The 20460-nt window shown below is 71.2% G+C and carries 11 protein-coding genes and 2 tRNA genes; 3 read left to right on the forward strand and 10 right to left on the reverse strand.

Features of this window, described 5'->3' with window-relative positions:
- Positions 1-111 precede the first annotated feature (111 nt).
- From AOM02_RS11660 to AOM02_RS14145, 3 genes are all read right to left on the reverse strand, one after another.
- Positions 112-187 (reverse strand) — tRNA-Ala (locus AOM02_RS11660).
- Between the two features lie 83 nt (positions 188-270).
- A tRNA-Ile gene (locus AOM02_RS11665) sits at positions 271-347 on the reverse strand.
- 78 nt (positions 348-425) lie between these two features.
- Complete coding sequence (locus tag AOM02_RS14145) at positions 426-1277, reverse strand: DUF3566 domain-containing protein (protein ID WP_228372759.1); 852 nt, start codon at positions 1275-1277, stop codon at positions 426-428.
- 164 nt (positions 1278-1441) lie between these two features.
- Between AOM02_RS14145 and AOM02_RS11675 the strand changes: the two genes are divergently transcribed.
- Positions 1442-3796 (forward strand): bifunctional lysylphosphatidylglycerol flippase/synthetase MprF, encoded by a 2355-nt coding sequence (locus AOM02_RS11675; protein ID WP_062299336.1) that lies wholly within the window; start codon positions 1442-1444, stop codon positions 3794-3796.
- Positions 3797-3817: 21 nt separating this feature from the next.
- On the opposite strand, the gene AOM02_RS11680 is transcribed toward AOM02_RS11675, so the two are convergent.
- The 3 genes from AOM02_RS11680 to AOM02_RS11690 all read right to left on the reverse strand — a co-directional run bounded on the left by AOM02_RS11680 (position 3818) and on the right by AOM02_RS11690 (position 7600).
- Complete coding sequence (locus AOM02_RS11680) at positions 3818-5329, reverse strand: SulP family inorganic anion transporter (protein ID WP_062299337.1); 1512 nt, start codon at positions 5327-5329, stop codon at positions 3818-3820.
- A gap of 276 nt (positions 5330-5605) precedes the next feature.
- Positions 5606-7120: a catalase gene (locus AOM02_RS11685; protein WP_062299338.1), complete on the reverse strand. Its 1515-nt coding sequence runs from the start codon at positions 7118-7120 to the stop codon at positions 5606-5608.
- Positions 7121-7147: 27 nt separating this feature from the next.
- Positions 7148-7600: a Fur family transcriptional regulator gene (locus AOM02_RS11690; RefSeq protein ID WP_062299339.1), complete on the reverse strand. Its 453-nt coding sequence runs from the start codon at positions 7598-7600 to the stop codon at positions 7148-7150.
- A 278-nt stretch (positions 7601-7878) separates the two neighbouring features.
- Here AOM02_RS11690 and AOM02_RS11695 point away from each other — a divergent pair, with 278 nt between their 5' ends.
- Positions 7879-10380 (forward strand): FAD-dependent oxidoreductase, encoded by a 2502-nt coding sequence (locus tag AOM02_RS11695; protein ID WP_062299340.1) that lies wholly within the window; start codon positions 7879-7881, stop codon positions 10378-10380.
- A gap of 76 nt (positions 10381-10456) precedes the next feature.
- Here the strand turns inward: AOM02_RS11695 and AOM02_RS11700 are convergent, their stop codons facing one another.
- Positions 10457-12694, reverse strand: a complete 2238-nt coding sequence (locus tag AOM02_RS11700) for a beta-glucosidase family protein (RefSeq protein ID WP_062299341.1) — start codon at positions 12692-12694, stop codon at positions 10457-10459.
- Between the two features lie 191 nt (positions 12695-12885).
- Here AOM02_RS11700 and AOM02_RS11705 point away from each other — a divergent pair, with 191 nt between their 5' ends.
- A complete protein-coding gene (locus AOM02_RS11705; RefSeq protein ID WP_062299342.1) occupies positions 12886-13887 on the forward strand; it encodes a LacI family DNA-binding transcriptional regulator in 1002 nt (333 codons plus the stop codon).
- 24 nt (positions 13888-13911) lie between these two features.
- On the opposite strand, the gene AOM02_RS14385 is transcribed toward AOM02_RS11705, so the two are convergent.
- From AOM02_RS14385 to gyrB, 3 genes are all read right to left on the reverse strand, one after another.
- Positions 13912-15489, reverse strand: coding sequence for an alpha/beta hydrolase (locus AOM02_RS14385; RefSeq protein WP_169746632.1), 1578 nt, complete (start codon positions 15487-15489; stop codon positions 13912-13914).
- 85 nt (positions 15490-15574) lie between these two features.
- Positions 15575-18211: a DNA gyrase subunit A gene (gyrA, locus tag AOM02_RS11715; RefSeq protein WP_082105078.1), complete on the reverse strand. Its 2637-nt coding sequence runs from the start codon at positions 18209-18211 to the stop codon at positions 15575-15577.
- A 10-nt stretch (positions 18212-18221) separates the two neighbouring features.
- Positions 18222-20285 carry a DNA topoisomerase (ATP-hydrolyzing) subunit B gene (gene gyrB, locus AOM02_RS11720; RefSeq protein WP_082099448.1) on the reverse strand — a complete coding sequence of 688 codons (2064 nt, stop codon included), beginning with the start codon at positions 20283-20285 and terminating at the stop codon, positions 18222-18224.
- Positions 20286-20460 lie beyond the last annotated feature (175 nt).

Raw genomic sequence — 20460 nt, forward strand, 5'->3', positions numbered from 1 at the left:
CGCGGTGCGAGCGCGTGTGCATCAATGGAACGCCGGGCTCGCGCCGAACCGCACGCAGGAGCCCGGAGACGCGAGAAGGCCCCCGCCTGATCGGCGGGGGCCTTCCTCGAGTGGTGGAGCCTATGGGACTCGAACCCATAACCCCCTGCTTGCAAAGCAGGTGCGCTACCAATTGCGCCAAGGCCCCGAGGTGGGAGATGGACATCATCCCACAGGTCGGGAGTCGATCTGAAGGCGATGAGGCGACGTGTGTCTGCCATCGAATCACCGTGGTGGGCCCAGGAGGACTTGAACCTCCGACCTCTTCGTTATCAGCGAAGCGCTCTAACCGCCTGAGCTATGGGCCCCTTTGCGACGTCAGCGCCGCGGCGTTAAACGATACCGCACCGCCGCCGCGAGACAAAATCGCGGCGGCAGGGGTCCGCTCAGTCGTCCGTCAGGGTGACGTAGACGCCGCCGACGACCGACGAGACGACGTTGTAGAGGAAGGCGCCGATGGTCGCGAGCGCGGTCAGCAGGACCACGTTGACGACCGAGATGAGGATCGCCGCGCTCATGACCTTGTTGCGGTCGAAGAACTGCATGATGTCGATCTCGGAGTCCTGCGCGAACAGCTTGACGACCCACTCGTTGACGAGCGCGAAGATGCCCATGCCGTTGAGGACGTTCCACAGCACGAAGACGCCGACGACGAGCATGATGCCCGCGGCGATCGACAGCAGGAAGCCGAGCTTGAGCACCGACCACGGGTCGATGCGCGACAGCAGGACGCGCGCCTTGCGCGGGCCGCCCTTGCTCGTGGGGGTGGCGAGGTCGTCGCCCGCCTTGAAGCTCTCGGCCGCGCGGCCCGCGAGGCCCTTGACCTTGGCCGCGCCCGCGCCGATCGCGGCGGTGCCGGCGCCGACGGCGCCGTCGCGGCGCGTGGGCTCCGTGGTGGGGGCGGCCGCCGGCGCACCGGTCGGGTTGAACGCCTGCGGCTGCGCCGCCTCGGGGGCCGGCTGCGCCGTCGTGGGGATGCCGCCCGGGGTCGACTGCGGGCGCAGCGCGGTGCGCTGCGGGATCGAGCCGGTCGAGGGCGCGGCGGACGATGCGGTGGGCGTCTGACCGGTGACGGGGGTCCGGGTGGGGGCCTGGCCGCTCACGGGGGCCTTCTCCTCACCGTTGTCGCCGACCGGCATGAACGCGCGTCGCGCGGGCACCTGGCCGGTGGTCGGCTCGGCCGTGCGCGGCGCGTACAGGCCGCGGGTCGACGTGGTGGTGCGGTCGTCCGCGTTCATCTTGCTCCCTGTCATCTGACGCGCGCATGGCGTTCCAGTCATCCACGCGTGGGTGCGCGGGCATCTACCCAAGGGTAACCGAGGCACGTCCGCAGGTCATTCCCCCTGCTTACGCGCCGCGATTCTGCCTCGCCGGAGCCCGAACCCGGGACTAGCGTGAACGCATGGCCTCCGATGCGCCCGTCCCCGAGGAGCCGTCGGTGCTCTCGCGTGCCCTCGATCTCGCCCGCCGCGTGCCCGGCACCATCGCCGTCACGCTCATCGTCCTGGTGGTCGGCGCGCTCACCGGCGCGCTGTGGAACCCCGCCGAGGAGTCCGGCCTCGTCGACCGGTGGGGCTGGGGCGTCGACGCGTTCGCCGACGGCCACTGGATCAACCTGCTCGCCGGCGCCGCGATCGCACCCGAGCCGTGGATGTACGCGCTCATCCTCGGCACCTTCTGCGTGGGCGGCGGCTTCCTCGAGCTGCGCTACGGCACCGTGCGGATGCTGCTCGCGGTGCTCGGCACCCACATCATCGCCGTGCTCGGCACCGCGCTGCTGCTGCTCGGGCTGGGCGCGCTCGGCGTGGGCTGGGCCGAGACCCTCGCCCACGTGCCGGACGTGGGCCTGAGCAACGGCGGCTTCGGCGCGCTGGGCGCCGCGACCGCGGGCATGCCCCTGCTGTGGCGCCGCCGCGTGCGGCTCGTGGGCTCGCTGTACTGCATCGCGATGATCCTGTACGCGGCCGAGATCTGGGATTTCACGCACGCGATCGCGTTCTGGGCCGGAATCCTCATCGGCCCCTGGGTGGTCGGGCGGGCGCGCGAGCCCTTCGACTGGCGCTTCGGACCGCAGGAGGTGCGCGACACCGCCGCGGTGATCCTCGCCTTCGGCGGCCTCCACCAGCTGCTCACCCGCATCTGGCCGGGCGAGGGCGGCATCCTCGAGTTCGGAGGCGCCACGGACGATGCGGGCCTCACCACGCTCGGCCTCGTCGGCACCGCGGTCATCTCGCTCGCGTTCGCCTATGCGCTCCACCGCGGGCGCCGCGGGGCGTGGTGGCTCGTGGTCGTGATGACCGTGCTCACGGTGCTCGCGAGCGTGATCGTGGTGGCCGTCGGCGAGGGCACCCCGTCGATCGTCATGGACCTCGTCCTCGACGCGGTGCTGCTGGTGCTGCTGCTCGGCTGGCGGCGCCACTTCGCGGTCAAGGCGGACCGCGCGAGCCGACGCACTATCTGGCGGCGCGGCCTCCTCACCGTCGCAGGCCTCATGACGTTCACGGTGGTCGCGATCATGGCCCTCGGCTCGCAGATCGACCCCGAGCCCACGCTCGGCACCGCGATCGGCGAGGCGATCCTGCGCGTGTTCGGTCTCACCTCGGGGCTCGAGGGCACCACCACGCTGTCCCGCACCCTGCTCAGCGCGATCGGCGTCGTGTGGTTCCTCGCCTTCGTGATCTTCCTCATCGCCCTGCTGCTGGCGTCGCGCCGCCACACCACCGAGGAGGCGGTGAGCGACCGCTTCGTCGCGATCCAGCGGGACACCGAGGCGATGACGAGCATCGGCTACATGACGCGCTGGGACGGGATCGACCACTGGGTGTCCGAGGAGGGGACCGTCGGCCTCGGCTTCAAGCAGGTGGGCAGCACCGCGATCGTCCTGTCCGATCCCGTGGGCCGCACCGCGGACCTGGCCGCGGCGCACGCCGAGTTCGCGGACTTCTGCCGCTCGCGCGGCTGGCGCCTCGCGTACTTCGCGGTCAGCGACGACGCGCGCCGGCGCTTCGAGGAGGCCGGCTGGAAGGCGATCCAGGTGGCCGAGGACACGGTGGTGCGCCTGCCCGAGCTCGCCTTCACCGGCAAGGCGTGGCAGGACGTGCGCTCCGCGATCAACCGCGCGAAGCGCGAGGGCGTCACGATGCGGACGTTCCGCTTCGCCGACGCGCCCCGCGGCATCAAGGACCAGCTCGAGGCGATCTCCGCGCAGTGGGCGGGGGACAAGTCGCTGCCGGAGATGGGCTTCACGCTGGGCGACCTGCGCGAGGCGGCCGACCCCAACGTCGAGATGCACGTGGCGGTCGACGAGGACGGCACCGTCCACGGCATGACCAGCTGGCTGCCCGTCTACCGCGAGGGCGACGTGGTCGGGTGGACCATCGACATCATGAAGCGCCGGCTCGACGACGGCGTCATGAGCGGCGTCATGGAGTTCCTCATCGCGGAGTCGGCGGTGGCCTTCAAGGAGGCCGGCTACGAGTTCATCTCGCTGTCAGCGGCCCCGCTCAGCTACTCGGGCGAGGTCGAGGGCACGGTCGAGCGCCTCCTCGACATCCTCGCGGACAAGATGGAGCCGTACTACGGCTTCACGAGCCTCGAGCGCTTCAAGGCGAAGTTCAAGCCCGAGCACCGGCCGTTGTTCCTCATGTACCCGGACGAGGCCCAGCTGCCGGCGCTCACGCTCGCGATCCTGCGCGCATACCTGCCGGACGCGACGGCGGGCGACCTCGTCAAGGCCGCGGTGACGCGACCCGAGTAGGCCCCCGCCGCATCGTCCCCGCTAGTGGCCGGCGCCGAGGTGGCCGCTGATGCGGCCGTGGAAGTCGCGCGACGCCTCGTTGAGGCCGACGATCTCCACGTCGATGCCGTGCGTCGCGTACTTGTGCTCGACCGCGTCCAGTGCCGCGACGGTCGAGGCGTCCCAGACGTGCGAGTCGGTCATGTCGATGACGACCTTCTCCGGGTCGTTGCCGTAGTCGAACTGGCTGTAGAGGTCGTTCGAGCTGGCGAAGAACAGCGCGCCGGTGACGGTGTAGCGGCGCACGCCGTCCTCGACGGGACCGCCGGCGACCTCCGCGAGGTGCGCCACGCGGCGCGCGAACAGCACCGAGGCGAGCAGCACGCCCGCGACGACGCCGTACGCGAGGTTGTGGGTCGCGACGACGACCCCGACGGTGACCAGCATCACCGCGGTCTCGGAGCGCGGCATGCGGCGCAGCGTGGAGATGCGGATCGAGTGCCAGTCGAACGTGGCCCACGACACGTAGATCATCACCGCGACGAGCGCCGCCATGGGGATCATCGCGACGACGTCGCCGAGCGCGAGCACGAGGATGAGCAGGAAGATGCCCGCCGAGAGGGTCGACAGGCGCGTGCGCGCGCCGCCGGCCTTCACGTTGATCATCGTCTGGCCGATCATCGCGCAGCCGCCCATGCCGCCGAACAGGCCCGTGATGACGTTCGCGGCGCCCTGGCCCCACGCCTCGCGGGTCTTGTCCGAGTGGGTGTCCGTGATGTCGTCGACGAGCTTCGCGGTCATGAGCGACTCGAGGAGGCCGACGAGCGCGAGGCCGAGCGCGTACGGGAAGACGATGCGCAGCGTCTCGAGGCTGACCGGCACGTCCGGGATGAAGAGGCCGGGCAGGCCCTCGGGCAGCGCGCCCTCGTCGCCGACGGTCGGGACCGCGATCGCGGCGGACACGGTGACGATCGTGAGCAGCACGATCGCGACCAGCGGGGCCGGCACCACCTTCGTCAGGCGCGGCAGGAACGCGATGATCGCGAGGCCCGCCGCCACGAGCACGTAGACCACCCACGGCACGTCGACGAGGTGGGGGAGCTGGGCCATGAAGATGAGGATCGCGAGCGAGTTCACGAAGCCGACCATCACCGAGCGCGGGATGAAGCGCATGAGCTTGGCGATGCCGAGCAGGCCGAGGACCACCTGGATGACGCCGCCGAGCACCACCGCCACGATGAGGTAGTCGAGCCCATAGTCGCGCGCGAGGGGCGCGACCACGAGGGCCACGGCCGCGGTCGCGGCCGAGATCATCGCGGGGCGGCCGCCGAGGAACGCGATCGACACCGCCATGGTGAACGACGCGAACAGGCCCACCCGCGGGTCGACGCCCGCGATGATCGAGAACGAGATGGCCTCGGGGATCAGCGCAAGGGCCACCATGAGGCCCGAGACCAGCTCGGTGCGCAGCAGGCGCGGCGACGCGTAGCGGCGCAGCGAGCGCCAGCCGGTCGCCTCGGGGACTCCGGTCGCGGTGCGGTCGGCGGTGGGCATGGGGGACTCCGTCCAAGGCAGGCGTGAGCGCGCGCGGACGCGCACGTCGGATGGGGGGAGGCCGGCATCGGCCGCCGCCATGGTACCTGGGCGGGTCGCGCGACGTCCCGTGCGCCCGGATGTCGGCCGATGCGCCGATCGATACGACCTCCGGGCGCGCGCGGTCCCGGACGTCGCACCGATCCGCGTGGGATGCGACATCAGGGACGACCAGGGCGGCGGGCACGGCGAAGGCCCGGCTCCCCGCGCGGGGGAACCGGGCCTTCGCTCGACCGCTTAGACGGAGACGGGCTCCACGCCGGTGCCGGGCTCGCCGGCCTCGACCGGCGCCTCGCCGGAGAGGTTCGCGCGGAGCTTCGCACCGAGGTCGGCGTCCACGTTCGTCCAGTACTGGATCGCACGCTCGCGGATCTCGTCCGACTTCACCGCGCCGACGTGGCCGGTGATCTGCTCGAGGATGTGGGCCTTGCCCGCGTCGTCGAAGACCTCGCGGTACATCGTGCCGGCCTGACCGAAGTCGTCGTCCTCGGCGTGCAGGGTCGCGGCGGCGCGGACCATCTCGCCGTCCGACTCCCAGTTGCCCGCGCCACCGGCACGGGCGGCATCGGCGTGCGCGCCGCCCTTGCTGTTCGGCGCGTAGACCGGGGTGTCGGCCGAGGCGAACGAGTAGCGCATCGCGCCGTCCTTGGCGTACGAGTGGCCGTTCGCGTCGGCGGCGTGCGGCGCGTTGACCGGGAGGTCGGCGTGGTTGGTGCCCACGCGGTAGCGGTGCGCGTCCGCGTAGGAGAAGATGCGCGCCATCAGCATCTTGTCCGGCGACGCTCCGATGCCCGGGACGAAGTTCGAGGGGGCGAAGGTCGCCTGCTCGATCTGCGCGAAGTAGTTCTCCGGGTTCTTGTTGAGCTCCATGACGCCCACGGGGATGAGCGGGTAGTCGCCGTGCGGCCACACCTTGGTGAGGTCGAACGGGTTGAAGCGGTAGGTCTTGGCGTCCTCGTACGGCATGACCTGCACGTAGAGGTCCCAGCGCGGGAAGTCGCCGGCCTCGATGTGCTCGTAGAGGTCGCGGATGTGGTGGTCGCCGTCCGAGCCCGCGAGCTGGCCCGCCTCCTCGATCGTGAGGCCGTGCACGCCCTGCTGGCTCTTGAAGTGGTACTTCACCCAGAAGCGCTCACCCTCGGCGTTGATCCACTGGTAGGTGTGCGAGCCGTAGCCCTGCATCTCGCGCCACGAGCGGGGGAGGCCGCGCTCGCCCATGAGCCAGGTGACCTGGTGCGCCGACTCCGGCTGCAGGGTCCAAAAGTCCCACTGCATGTCGTTGTCGCGCATGTGCGAGCCGGGGAGGCGCTTCTGCGAGCGGATGAAGTCGGGGAACTTGATGCCGTCGCGGATGAAGAACACCGGGGTGTTGTTGCCGACGAGGTCGTAGTTGCCCTCGGTCGTGTAGAACTTCAGCGCGAAGCCGCGGGGGTCGCGCCACGTGTCGGGCGAGCCGTGCTCACCGGCGACCGAGGAGAAGCGCGCGAGCATCTCGGTCTGGACGCCGTCCTGGAACAGCGCGGCGCGCGTGTACTTCGCGATCTCGGGGTTCGTGGTGGTGAACGTGCCGAACGCGCCACCGCCCTTCGCGTGGACCACGCGCTCCGGCACGCGCTCACGGTTGAACTGCGCGAGCTTCTCGACCAGGTAGTGGTCGGTCAGCGAGGTGACGCCGTTGTTGCCGACGGTCAGCGAGTGCTGGTCCGAGGCGACCGGTGCCCCGGAGTTGGTGGTGGTGAACTTCTCCGACATGGGAGCGCTCCTTCGTGGTTGCGGCGTTCAGAGGTGGATGGAGACCGGGGACGGCGCGGCGACCGCGTGCTTGCAGTCGCCGCAGAGACCCCAGAACGTGACCTCCGCCTCGGCGACCGCGTACCCGTGGTCGTCGTCGGGGGTCAGGCACGGGGCCTGGCCCACCACGCAGTCCACGTCGGCGATCGCACCGCAGTGCGTGCAGACGAGGTGGTGGTGGTTGTCGCCCACCCGCAGCTCGTAGCGGGCGGGGTGGTCGCCGGGCTCGATCGAACGCGCGAGCCCGCGACCGGTGAGGTCGTGGAGGACGTTGTAGACCGTCTGGAGGGAGACGTCCGGGAGGGTCTGCGCGACCCTCGCGTGCACGGCGTCCGCCGAGGCGTGCGGCAGGCCCTCGAGGGCCTCGATCACCGCGCGCCGGGGCTCGGTGACGCGCAGGCCGGCTCCGCGGAGCATCCCGTGCGTGTCGAGCTGTGTCATGACGGTCAGCGTACGTCCTTCTTTTGAATACTTCAAATGACGACTCGCCGGGGAGGCCGATCCGGCCCGCCCTGCGCGCCCGATCCCCGCGTGCCACGCTGGAACGCATGGACGCTGCGGACCAGCGTGGGCCGGCATGGTCGCCACCCGTACCAACGCGCGCCGCGAGCCTCGCGCTCCCCCGCGCGCCGCATCGTCCAACCGGGACCAGATACCCCCAGGTGTGCATACCCCGGGGGATATCGTCGTAGGCAGGTTCGAGACCCCCTGGAGGGAACATGAAGCTGGTCGTCGTCGGCGGTGTCGCCGCCGGAGCATCCACCGCCGCGCGGGCGCGGCGCCTCGACGAGTCGGCGGAGATCGTCGTCTTCGAGCGCGGGCACCACGTCTCGTTCGCGAACTGCGGCCTCCCGTACCACGTGGGCGAGGTGATCTCCGAGCGCTCCCGCCTGCTGCTGCAGACGCCCGAGAGCCTGCGCGAGTCCCTCAACATCGACGTCCGCATCGCCACGGAGATCGTCGCGATCGACCGCAAGAAGAAGACGGTCACCGCGCGCGAGGTCGACACCGGCAAGGAGTACACCGAGTCCTACGACAAGCTCGCGCTGTGCATGGGCGCCGAGGCCGTGCGCCCGCCGCTGCCCGGCATCGACCACCCCGCCGTGGAGGTGCTGCGCCGCATCGGCGACATGGACCGCATCAAGGCCCGCCTCGACGCGGCGCTCGCCGCCCAGAAGGCCGGCAAGCGCGGCACGGTGACCGCGGTCGTCGTCGGCGCCGGCTACATCGGCCTCGAGATGGCGGAGAACCTCCACCACCGCGGCGTGCGCGTCGACGTGGTCGAGCTGTCCGACCAGATCCTCCCGCCCGTCGACCACGAGATCGCCACCCCGGTCGAGCAGCACCTCCGCATGCGCGGTATCGGGCTGCACCTGTCGACCGCCGCGGCCGCCTTCCAGGCGCTGTCCGACAACGACGGCGAGGACCGGGTGAGCGTCGAGCTCAACTCCGGCACCGTGCTGAAGGCCGACCTCGTCATCCTCGCGGCGGGCGTCAAGCCCGCCGTGGAGCTCGTCAAGGCGGCGGGCATCGAGCTCGGCGAGCGCGGCGGCATCAAGGTCGACACCCACATGCAGACGTCCGACAAGGACATCTACGCCGCGGGCGACGCCGTCGAGACGCCGCACCCCGTGCTGCCCGGCCAGTACCTCGCCCCGCTCGCGGGCCCCGCGAACCGCCAGGCCCGCGTCGCCGCCGAGAACATCTGCGGCCGCGACACCGAGTACAAGAGCACGCAGGGCACCAGCATCGTCAAGGTCTTCGACATGGTCGCGGGCGGCACCGGCGCCACCAAGCGCCAGCTCGACGCCGCGGGCGTCGACTACCGCGTGGTGCACGTCCACCCGTCGGGCCACGCCGGCTACTACCCCGGCACCGCGATGATGCACATCAAGCTGCTCTTCTCGCCCACCGACGGCACCGTGCTCGGCGCCCAGGCCTGCGGCTTCGACGGCGTCGACAAGCGCCTCGACGTGCTCGCGATGGCGATCCGCGCCGGCCTCACGGTCTTCGACCTCGAGGAGCAGGAGCTCGCGTACGCCCCGCCGTTCGGCTCCGCCAAGGACCCGGTGAACATGGCCGGCTTCGTCGCCGCCAACACCATCCGCGGCGACTTCACCCTCTGGTACGCGGAGGAGTGGCCGCTCGAGGACGGCGCGCGCCTCGTCGACGTGCGCACGCCGGAGGAGTACGGCATCCACCACCTGCCGGGCGCTGAGTCCGTGCCGTTGGCCACGTTCCGCGAGGCCGTCAAGTCGTGGACCGACAAGGACCAGCCGATCCGCCTCTACTGCGCGGTGGGCTTCCGCTCGTACCTCGCGCACCGGATCCTCGTCCAGAACGGCTTCACGGACGTCAAGACGCTGTCCGGCGGATCGACCACGTACGGCCACGTCCACGACAACCCGGCCGACCAGTACTCGGCGCAGCCGCCGATGGAGAACTACGCGGAGAAGGTGTCGGTCGCCTCGGCCGTCGCCGCCGCGACCGGCCAGCTGACCGAGCTCGACTGCACCGGCCTCGCGTGCCCCGGCCCGATCATGCGCCTCGCGGACGCCATGAAGAAGGCCGACGCGGGCGACGAGGTGCGCGTCACCGTGTCCGACCCGGGCTTCGCGCTCGACGGGCCCGCGTGGGCCGCCAAGAACGGCCACACGCTGGTCAGCCTCGACCCCAAGGGCCCCGGCTTCGTCGGCACGTTCCGCAAGGGCGGCGTCGAGCCGGTCCAGACGGGCAAGGCCGCCGGCGGCCGCAACAAGACCTCGATGGTCGTGTTCTCGGGCGACCTCGACAAGGTCCTCGCGGCCTTCATCATCGCCAACGGCGCGGTCGCCATGGGCGACGAGGTGTCGATGTTCTTCACCTTCTGGGGCCTCAACGCCCTGCGCAAGACGGACCCGCCGAAGCGCGAGAAGAAGGCGATGGACAAGATGTTCGGCGCCATGATGCCGCGCGGCGCGGAGAAGCTGACCCTGTCGCAGATGCACATGGCCGGCGCGGGCACCGCGATGATCAAGAACGTCATGAAGCAGAACGACGTCCCGTCGCTGCCCGAGCTCATCAAGTCGGCGCAGGACAACGGCGCCCGCCTGCTCGGCTGCACGATGACGATGGACCTGCTGGGCATGACGCAGTCCGACCTGCTCGACGGCGTCGAGCTGGCCGGCGTCGCGACCTTCCTCGGAGAGGCGAACGAGTCCGGCACCACGCTGTTCATCTGATCCGGCGACCGCAGCCGACAGCACGAAGGCCCCGGGGAGATCCCCGGGGCCTTCCGCATGCGTGGGCGCGGGCGGGTCAGACCGAGACGCGCTGAAGCGCCTCGAGCATGCGCTCGACCGTCTCGCGGCCGCGCCCGGGCGCCGTGAAGTCGGCGATCTTGACCATCGGCATCTGCAGCATCATCCCCGCCATCGCCTCGTCCTCGAACAGCGAGGCGCCGCCTTCGGACGCGCCCGCGGACGCGACCTCGGCGAGCACCTGGGCGCCCTCGGGGTGCGCCAGCCAGTCGCCGTAGTTGGAGTCGATGTCGAGGGCCGGGGTCACGGGAGGCACGTCGAGCGCGATGGTGCGGGCGGCGACGATGTCGCGCGACGAGCGGCCCACCTCGATGACGTAGTCGCCCGGCTCGACGGTCCAGCCCGCGGCGCCCCAGTACGCGAAGGCGCGCTCGTCGAGCTCGAGCGTGACGACCGTGGACTCGCCCGGGTCGAGCGTCACCTTCTCGAAGGCGCGGAGCTCGCGCACCGGGCGGTCGACGCCCGCCACCGGGTCGCCGACGTACACCTGGACGACGTCCGAGCCGCGGCGCGCGCCGGTGTTGGTGACCGAGACGCGGACGGTCGCGGCGGCGACCCCGGCGTCGGGCACGTCCACCGCGAGCAGCTCGTGCGCGAAGGTCGTGTAGGACAGGCCGTGACCGAACGGGAAGGCCACATCGCGGTCGGTCGCGTCGTACCAGCGGTAGCCGATGTAGACGCGCTCGCCGTGGCGGACCACCTTGTCGCCGCCGGGCCAGTTCACGTACGCGGGGGTGTGCTGCAGGCGCCACGGGACGGTCTCGGTCAGGCGCCCGCCCGGCTCGGCGTCGCCGAAGAGGATCTGCGCGAGCGCGGATCCACCCGCCTGCCCCGCGAGCCACATGTCGAGGATCGCGGGCGCCTTGCCGACGACGTCCTCGAGCGACACCACGGAGCCGTGGGACAGGACGACGACGACCCGCGGGTTGGCCGCCGCGACGGCCGCGAGGGTGTCGAGCTGCACCTGCGGCAGGTCCATGTGCTCGCGGTCCCAGCCCTCGGACTCGACGGCGTCCGGCAGGCCGAGCATCAGCACCACGACCTCGGCCCGCGCGGCCGCGTCGACCGCCGCGGCCAGCATCGTCCCGTCGCCCTCCCCGTCGAGCCTGAACGCGGGCGCATACGTGACGTCGCGCCCGGTCGCCGCCGCGATCGCCGCGAGAGGCTCGTCGAGGCGGGTCGGGTTCACGTGCGACGAACCCGCGCCCTGGTAGCGCGGCGCGGTCGCGAAGGGGCCGAGCACGGCGATCTCGCCGCCCGCGTGCGCGAGGGGGAGGAGGTCGCCCTCGTTGGCGAGGAGCACCGCGGAGTCCGCGGCGATCTCTCGGGCGAGCGCGTGGTGCGCGTCGACGTCGAACGGGGCCTCGGCGGTGCGGGCGGCGCGCAGGCGCGCGTGCACGTCGACGATGCGCTGGACGGCCTGGTCGAGAACGGCCTCGTCGAGGCTGCCGTCGCGGACAGCCGCGACGACGGTCGCGGGCCCCGCCTCGCCGGTGCTCGGCATGGTCAGGTCGAGGCCCGCCTTGAGCGCCGCGACCGGGTCCCACGTGGCGCCCCAGTCCGAGACGACGTAGCCCTCGTACCCCCACTCGTCGCGCAGGACGTCGGTGAGCAGCCAGCGGTGCTCGGACGCCCGGACGCCGTTGATGCGGTTGTACGAGCACATCACGGTCGCGGGCTGCGCCTGCTTGACCACGCGCTCGAACGCCGGCAGGTAGATCTCGCGCAGCGTGCGCTCGTCGACCTCGGCGCTGACGCGCATGCGGTCGGTCTCCTGGCTGTTCGCCGCGAAGTGCTTGACGGACGCGCCCACGCCGAGCGCCTGGAGTCCCGAGATCCACGCCGCGCCGAGCTCGCCCGCGAGCAGCGGGTCCTCGGAGAAGTACTCGAAGTTGCGGCCGCCCAGGGGCGAGCGCTTCATGTTGACGCCCGGCCCGAGGAGGACATCCACCTCCTCGCGGCGGCACTCCGCGGCGAGCGCGGCGCCCATGCGCGACAGCAGCGCACGGTTCCAGGACGAGCCCGTCGCGGCCGCGGTCGGGAACGCGGTCGCGGGCACCGACTGGTTGATGCCGAGGTGGTCCGCGCCCTCCGCCTGCTTGCGCAGGCCGTGCGGCCCGTCCGTGAGCAGCGCCGCGGGGATGCCCTTGTCGGGGATCCCCACCGTCGTCCAGAAGTCGGCCCCGAACACGAGGCGCGCCTTCTCCTCGAGGGTGAGGGTGCTGATGTCTGACATCGATGTCTCCTTGTGTGACGCCGGTGGGGGTGGGGCGCGCCTCGGGCCCTGGTGCGCGACCGGGGTGCGGCCGTCCGAGCTTCGGGGCGCATCTTCCCGGCGGCGTCCTCGCCGACCGGATCGCTGATGCGCTTAAGTTGTGGGCGCCACTCTAAACGTTTCGCGTGGCGCGCGCAAGATAGGGTGCGGGTATGCCAGGGGCCACCCGCGTCAAGGCGAGCGACGTCGCCGCCGCCGCCGGCGTGTCCGCCGCGACCGTCAGCTACGTGCTCAACGACACCCCCGGCCAGACAATCACCGAGTCGACCCGGGCGCGGGTGCTCGAGGCGGCGCGCAGCCTCGGCTATGTGCCGCACGCGGCCGCCGCGGCGCTGGCGCGCGGGTCCTCCGGGATCGTGGTCATCGACTTCTCCGAGGTGCCGTTCGGCGCGCTCGTCGGCGCCATGGCGGCGGAGCTCTCGGACGCCGTGCAGGAGGCGGGCCTCGTGCCCATCGTGGAGCTCGGCGGCCGGTCGAGCGACGGTCACGCCAACCTGCTCGCCCTCGCGCGCGCGACCCGTCCGCGCGCCGTCGTCACGATGGCGATGCTCGAGCCGCCCGTGGCGGAGGAGCTCACCTCGCTGGGCGTGCCGCTCCTGCTCAGCGTCATGCCCGAGTCGTACGACATCGCGCGGATCATGCACGACGCCGCGGTGGTGCAGGTCGAGCACCTGGCATCCCTCGGCCACACGCGGCTCGCCTACGCGCCGCCGCCGACACCCGGGCTCGAGGCCCTGGACCAGGAGCGCTGGCGGGGCGTCGCGGATGCCGCGGGCCGGCTCGGCGTCGAGGCGTCACGGCTGGAGGCGGCGACCGACGTCGCGGCGGCGGTCGCCGCGGTCGAGCGCGCGCGGGCGGATGGCGCCACCGCGATCGCCGCCTACAACGACGAGGTGGCCCTCGCGATGCTCTCGGGCGCGCACCGTGCCGGCCTCCGGGTCCCCGCCGACCTGTCGATCATCGGGGTGGACGACACCCCGCAGTCCCAGTTCGCCGTGCCCGCCCTCGCCACGGTCGCCTACAGCTCCGCGGCCCTGATCCCGACGGGCGCGCTCGGCGACCTCCTCCACGGCACGGGTACCCACCAGCTCACGGCCGACGCGCCGTCGCAGCGGGTGATCGCGCGCGAGAGCACGGGCGCCCCGGCCGCGTGACGGACGCCCCGGTGCCCCGGCGGATCAGCCGAACGTCACCGTGACGTAGCCGTCGGCGAGGTTCACGCGAGCGGGCCATCCCGCGCGGGTCTGCACCACGAAGGTGCTGCCCTCGCGCACCAGCAGCCCGTGCTCCGCGTAGTAGGCCTCGAGCTCGGACTCGCTGACGTCGACCGCCGTCGCCACGCCCTCACGCACCGCCTCGACCTGGCCGTCGAACGGCCAGGGGATCGCGGCGACGACCTCGGGGCCCTGGACGACGAGCCACTCCAGCGGATCGGCGACCGCGTCAGCCGTCTCGGCGACGGCGGGCGGGTCGTCGTCGACCGCCACGAGGACGGCGACCGAGGGCGCCGCCCCCGGCTCGCCGGCACCGGACGTGGGCAGCGTCGCGACGCTCGCCGCGAGGACGCCCGACATGGCGGCGACGGAGGCCACGGCGAGGCCGGCGGCGTGGGCGGGCCTGGCCTGCCACCGCAGCACCGAGGCTCCTGCCAGCGTGATCGCGAGCAGCAGCCCCGTCAGCACGAATCCGGCGCCCATGATCACCCCCGATTCGCACGCTACCAGCGGCTTCTCAGGTGCGCGCGGGCGGGGACGCCGGGTCAGATCGCGGGTGCGTCGCGGCGGTGCGGGCGAAGCGCTGAGTCGACGAAGCTCCCGACTGCCGCCAGGTAGCGCGCGGGGGACGGCCGTGCTGAGGGCGAGGTCGTGGACGGCCCCGGCGATCACGAGCCGCCTCGCGCGGGCCCCGAGGCCGGACAGCATGGGCTCGATCGCCTTCACCTCCACCACCGTGTCCTGGCTCCCGAGCCGAGAGTTGTCGAGTCGATCCGGGCCGGAGGAGTCGGACGATGCGACGAGCACCGGGACGCCGATCGGCAGGCCCCGCGCGGCGCGCCTCTGCGCGGCGTGGGTCGCGGCCAGCCATCCCGCGGTCGCGCCGACGCCCTCGGGGTCCTTCCACGCGGTGTCGAACGTCCAGCCCCGTGCGAGGAGTCCGGCGGTGTACGGCGAGCGCGCCGGATCCACGACCATCCGAGGAAGGACGCGCGCGACCGCAGGCATGCAGGCCAGCAGTGCGCGCTGGGACGCCGACAGCACGAGCCCGTAGAACGGACCGTCCAGGATCAGGCCGGCGAGGGCGGGGTGCGGTCGGTCGCTCGCCCAGACCGTGGCTGCGAGGCCTCCGGTCGAGTGCGCGTGCACGACCAGCGGCAGCGTGCCGAGGCCCCGCGCCGCCGCATCGTCACACGCCGCCGTCGCGGCGTCGGCGATGTCGTCGGCCAGCTCGTCGATGTGGGCGATGTGGTGCGGCTGGTTGCCCGGCCGCAGCGAGCGGCCGGCGCGACGCATGTCGACCGCGTACGTCACACACCCGGACTCGACGAGCGCGTCCGCGAGGTGCGTGGCGAAGAAGTAGTCGTTGTAGCCGTGGACGATCAACGCCACGGCGCGCGGCGACTCGGGGACCGCGACGCGGCGCACGAGCGTGCGGGTGAGCGCGCCGTCAGGCCTCCCCGCAGGCGCCGTGGACGGGGCACCCAGGTCCGCCGACTCGTAGCCCGCGAGGATGTCCGGGACCCACCACATCGTGTCCATCACCCGAGGATAGGCGGCGGATGGCGGCCGAGACGCGGAAGGGGCCGGCCGCTTACGCGACCGGCCCCTTCTGATCAGCTCGGGATCACTCCGCGGCGGGAGCCTCCGGCGCATCCGCCTCGGGGGCCGCGTCGACGACCTCGGCCTCGGCCGACGCCTCGGCACCCTCCTCGGCCTCGTCGACCTCGAGGTTGCGCTCGACGTTGCGGGCGATGCCGATGATGCGGTCGCCCTTGGCCGGCTTGGCGAAGATCACGCCCATCGAGTTCTTGCCCTTGACGGGGACCTCCGACACCGCGGAGCGCACGACCTTGCCGGACTCCATGATGACGAGCACCTCGTCGGTGTCCTCGACGAGCATCGCGCCCACCAGGTCGCCGCGCTCCTCGGTGAGGGTCGCGACCTTCACGCCGAGACCGCCGCGGTGCTTGGGGTTCCAGGCCGATGCGCTCGTGCGCTTCGCGTAGCCGTGACGCGTGACCACGAAGGAGAACGGGCCGTCCGAGACCTCGGGGGTCTCCTCGTCGTCCGTCTCGACCTCCGCATCGTCCGTCGCCTCGGCCGTGCCGGCGAGGATGACGTCCATCGCGAGCAGCTCGTCCTCGCCGCGGAAGCTCATGCCCTTGACACCGGAGGTGGCGCGGCCCATCGGGCGGAGCTCCTCGTCCTTGGCGTTGAAGCGCAGCGACTGTCCCTGACGCGACACCAGCATGAGGTCGTCCTCGGCGGACACGAGCCGCGCCGAGACGAGCTCGTCCGACTTGAGCTCGCCGTCCTCGGACTCGACCTCGCGCAGGTTGATCGCGATGAGGCCGCCTGTGCGGTTCGAGTCGTAGGCCTTGAGCTCGGTCTTCTTCACCAGGCCGCGCTTGGTCGCGAGGACCAGGTAGTCCGCGTCCTCGTAGCTGCGCAGGTCCAGCACCTGGGCGATCTCCTCGCCCGGCTGGAACGCGAGCATGTTCGCGACGTGCTGGCCCTTGGAGTCGCGGCCGCCCTCGGGCAGCTCGTACGCCTTGGCGCGGTACACGCGACCGAGGTTCGTGAAGAACAGCAGCCAGTGGTGCGTCGTGGTGACGAAGAAGTGCTCGACCACGTCGTCGTTGCGCAGGGTCGCGCCGCGCACACCCTTGCCGCCGCGCTTCTGGGCGCGGTACTGGTCCGAGCGCGTGCGCTTGACGTAGCCGCCGCGGGTGATGGTGACGACCATCTCCTCCTCGGCGATGAGGTCCTCGATCGACACGTCGCCGTCGTACGGGTGGATGACCGTGCGACGCTCGTCGCCGTACTTGCGGACGATCTCGGCGAGCTCGTCGGAGATGATCGTGCGCTGGCGCGCCTCGTTCGCGAGGATGTCGCGGAGGTCCGCGATCTCCGTCATGAGGGCGTTGTAGTCGTCCGTGATCTTCTGGCGCTCCAGGGCCGCGAGGCGGCGCAGCTGGAGGTTGAGGATCGCGGTCGCCTGGACCTCGTCGACGTCGAGCAGCGCCATCAGGCCCGTGCGCGCCTCGTCCACGGTGGGCGAGCGGCGGATGAGGGCGATGACCTCGTCGAGCGCGTCGAGCGCCTTGAGGTAGCCCTGCAGGATGTGGGCCTCGCGCTCGGCCTCGCGGAGGCGGTACGCGGTGCGACGCTGGATGACCTCGAGCTGGTGGGCCGTCCAGTGGCGGATGAAGCCGTCGAGCGACAGCGTGCGGGGCACGCCGTCGACGATCGCGAGCATGTTCGCGCCGAACGTCTCCTGCAGCTGCGTGTGCTTGTACAGGTTGTTGAGCACGACCTTCGCGACCGCGTCGCGCTTGAGCACGATCTCGAGGCGCTGGCCGGTGCGGCCCGACGTCTGGTCGCGGATGTCCGCGATGCCGGAGACCTTGCCGTCCTTGACGAGCTCCGCGATCTTGATCGCGAGGTTGTCGGGGTTCACCTGGTACGGCAGCTCGGTGATCACCAGGCACATGCGGCCCTGGATCTCCTCGATGTTCACCACGGCGCGCATCGTGATGAGGCCGCGGCCGGTGCGGTACGCGTCGTCGATGCCCTTGCGGCCGAGGATGGTCGCGCCGGTGGGGAAGTCGGGTCCCGGGATGCGCTCGATGAGCGCCTCGAGGAGCTCCTCGCGGGTCGCGTCCGGGTGGTCGAGGTGCCACTGCACGCCGTCCGCGACCTCGGTGAGGTTGTGCGGCGGGATGTTGGTCGCCATGCCGACCGCGATGCCGGCCGAGCCGTTGACCAGGAGGTTCGGGAACCGCGAGGGCAGGATGGTGGGCTCCTGCTCGCGGCCGTCGTAGTTGTCCTCGAACTCGACGGTGTCCTTGTCGATGTCGCGGACCATCTCCATGGCCAGCGGCGCCATCTTGCACTCGGTGTACCGCGAGGCCGCGGCGCCGTCGTTGCCGGCGGAGCCGAAGTTGCCCTGGCCGGAGATCAGCGGGTAGCGCAGCGACCACGGCTGCACCATGCGCACGATCGTGTCGTAGATCGCGCTGTCACCGTGCGGGTGGTACTTGCCCATGACGTCGCCGACGACGCGCGAGCACTTGGAGAACGCGCGGTCGGGGCGGTACCCGCCGTCGAACATCGCGTAGAGCACGCGACGATGCACGGGCTTGAGGCCGTCGCGCACCTCGGGCAGGGCACGGCCGACGATGACCGACATCGCGTAGTCCAGGTAGGACCGCTGCATCTCGGTGTTGAGGTCGACCGCCTCGATCCGTCCGTGATCCATCTCGGGGGTCTCAGATGTCAAGGAACCTCACGTCCTTCGCGTTGCGCTGGATGAAGCTGCGGCGGGACTCGACGTCCTCACCCATGAGGACCGAGAAGATCTCGTCGGCCTGCGCGGCATCGTCCATGGTGACCTGGAGCAGGGTGCGGGTGGCGGGGTCCATCGTCGTGACGCGGAGCTCCTCGTGGTTCATCTCGCCCAGACCCTTGTAGCGCTGCACGCCGTTGTCCTTGGGGATCTTCTTGCCGCCGGCAAGGCCGTCCTTGAGGAGCGCGTCACGCTCGCGGTCCGAGTACACGTACTCGTGGTCCGCGTTCGACCACTTGAGCTTGAACAGCGGCGGCTGCGCGAGGTAGACGTACCCGGCCTCGATGAGCGGACGCATGTAGCGGAACAGCAGCGTGAGCAGCAGCGTGCGGATGTGCTGGCCGTCGACGTCGGCATCGGCCATCAGCACGATCTTGTGATAGCGCGCCTTCGAGATGTCGAAGTCCTCGCCCATGCCCGCGCCGAACGCGGTGATGAGGCCCTGGACCTCCTGGTTCGACAGAGCGCGGTCGAGGCGCACGCGCTCGACGTTGAGGATCTTGCCGCGGATGGGCATGATCGCCTGGTTGTAGGGCTCGCGGCCGGCCTTGGCGGAGCCGCCGGCCGAGTCGCCCTCGACGATGAAGATCTCGCACTCGGAGGGGTTGCGGCTCTGGCAGTCCGACAGCTTGCCCGGCATGCCGCCGGACTCGAGCAGGCCCTTGCGGCGGGTCGCCTCGCGCGCCTTGCGCGCGGCGATGCGGGCCTGCGAGGCCTGGATCGCCTTGCGGATGATGTCCTTCGCCTCGTTCGGGTGGGCGTCGAACCAGTCCGTGAGCTGCTCGTTGACCACGCGCTGCACGAAGGTCTTCGCCTCGGTGTTGCCCAGCTTGGTCTTGGTCTGGCCCTCGAACTGCGGCTCGCCGAGCTTGACCGAGATGACGGCGGTGAGGCCCTCGCGGACGTCGTCGCCCGTGAGGTTGTCGTCCTTGTCCTTGAGGATCGCCTTCTCGCGCGCGTACTTGTTCACCAGCGTGGTGAGCGCGGCGCGGAAGCCCTCCTCGTGGGTGCCGCCCTCGGTGGTCGAGATCGTGTTCGCGTAGGTGAACACGGACTCCGAGTAGGCGTTGGTCCACTGCATGGCCATCTCGAGCGAGATCTTCTTCTCGGTGTCCTCGGACTCGAGGGACACGACCTCGGGATGGACCAGCTCGGCCTTCTTGGTGGCGTTGAGGTGCGCGACGTAGTCGACGAGCCCGCCGTCGTACTTGTACGTGACGGTGCGGGACGTCGGCTGCTCCTCGGCCTCCGCATCGTCCTCCGCCGCGATGTGCTCCGGACGCTCGTCGATGAGCGTGATGCTGAGGCCCTTGTTGAGGAAGGCCATCTGCTGGAAGCGCGCGCGCAGCGTCTCGTAGTCGTAGTCGGTGGTCTCGAAGATCAGCGGGTCCGCGTAGAACGTCTGCTGCGTGCCGGTCTCGTCGGTGGCCTCGCCCTTGACGAGCGTGCCCTGCGGCTTGCCGCCCTCGGCGAAGCGCTGGCGCCACACGAAGCCCTGGCGCTTGACCTCGGTCTCGACCTTGTAGGAGAGCGCGTTGACGACCGAGATGCCGACGCCGTGGAGACCGCCGGAGACGGCGTAGCCGCCGCCGCCGAACTTGCCGCCCGCGTGCAGGATCGTCATGACGACCTCGACCGTGGGCTTGCCCTCGGTGGGGTGCATGTCGACCGGGATGCCTCGACCGTTGTCCTGCACCTTGACGCCGCCGTCCGCCTGGAGCGTGACGGTGATGGTGTCGCAGTAGCCGGCGAGCGCCTCGTCGACGGAGTTGTCGACGACCTCGTAGACCAGGTGGTGGAGACCGCGCTCGCCCGTCGACCCGATGTACATGCCCGGGCGCTTGCGGACGGCCTCGAGGCCCTCCAGGACGGTGATGTTCTCGGCGCCGTAGGCAGGCTCGTTCGCCCGCTCCTCGCTATTCGCCACAGATTCGCCTTTCAAGCCGCTGACGGGACTTTGCACAAGTCCCGTCCTATCTCGGCCCATTCTAGTGGCTCTGAGGGGCGATCTGGCGCGTTTCACAGGCCGTTCAGCCCATGTCGTCGGTCCGCCAGAAAGGCGTTCGGCGGAGTCGCACCCCCGGAGCGCCCCCTCGTCGCCCCGGCGGGTGCGGTGCTCGGGACCCGGAGGCGCCCCCAGCTCGCCTCCGGCCCCGAGGCCT

Origin of the sequence: Demequina maris (genome assembly GCF_000971155.1) — a bacterium.
GTDB classification, from domain to species: Bacteria; Actinomycetota; Actinomycetes; order Actinomycetales; family Demequinaceae; genus Demequina; species Demequina maris.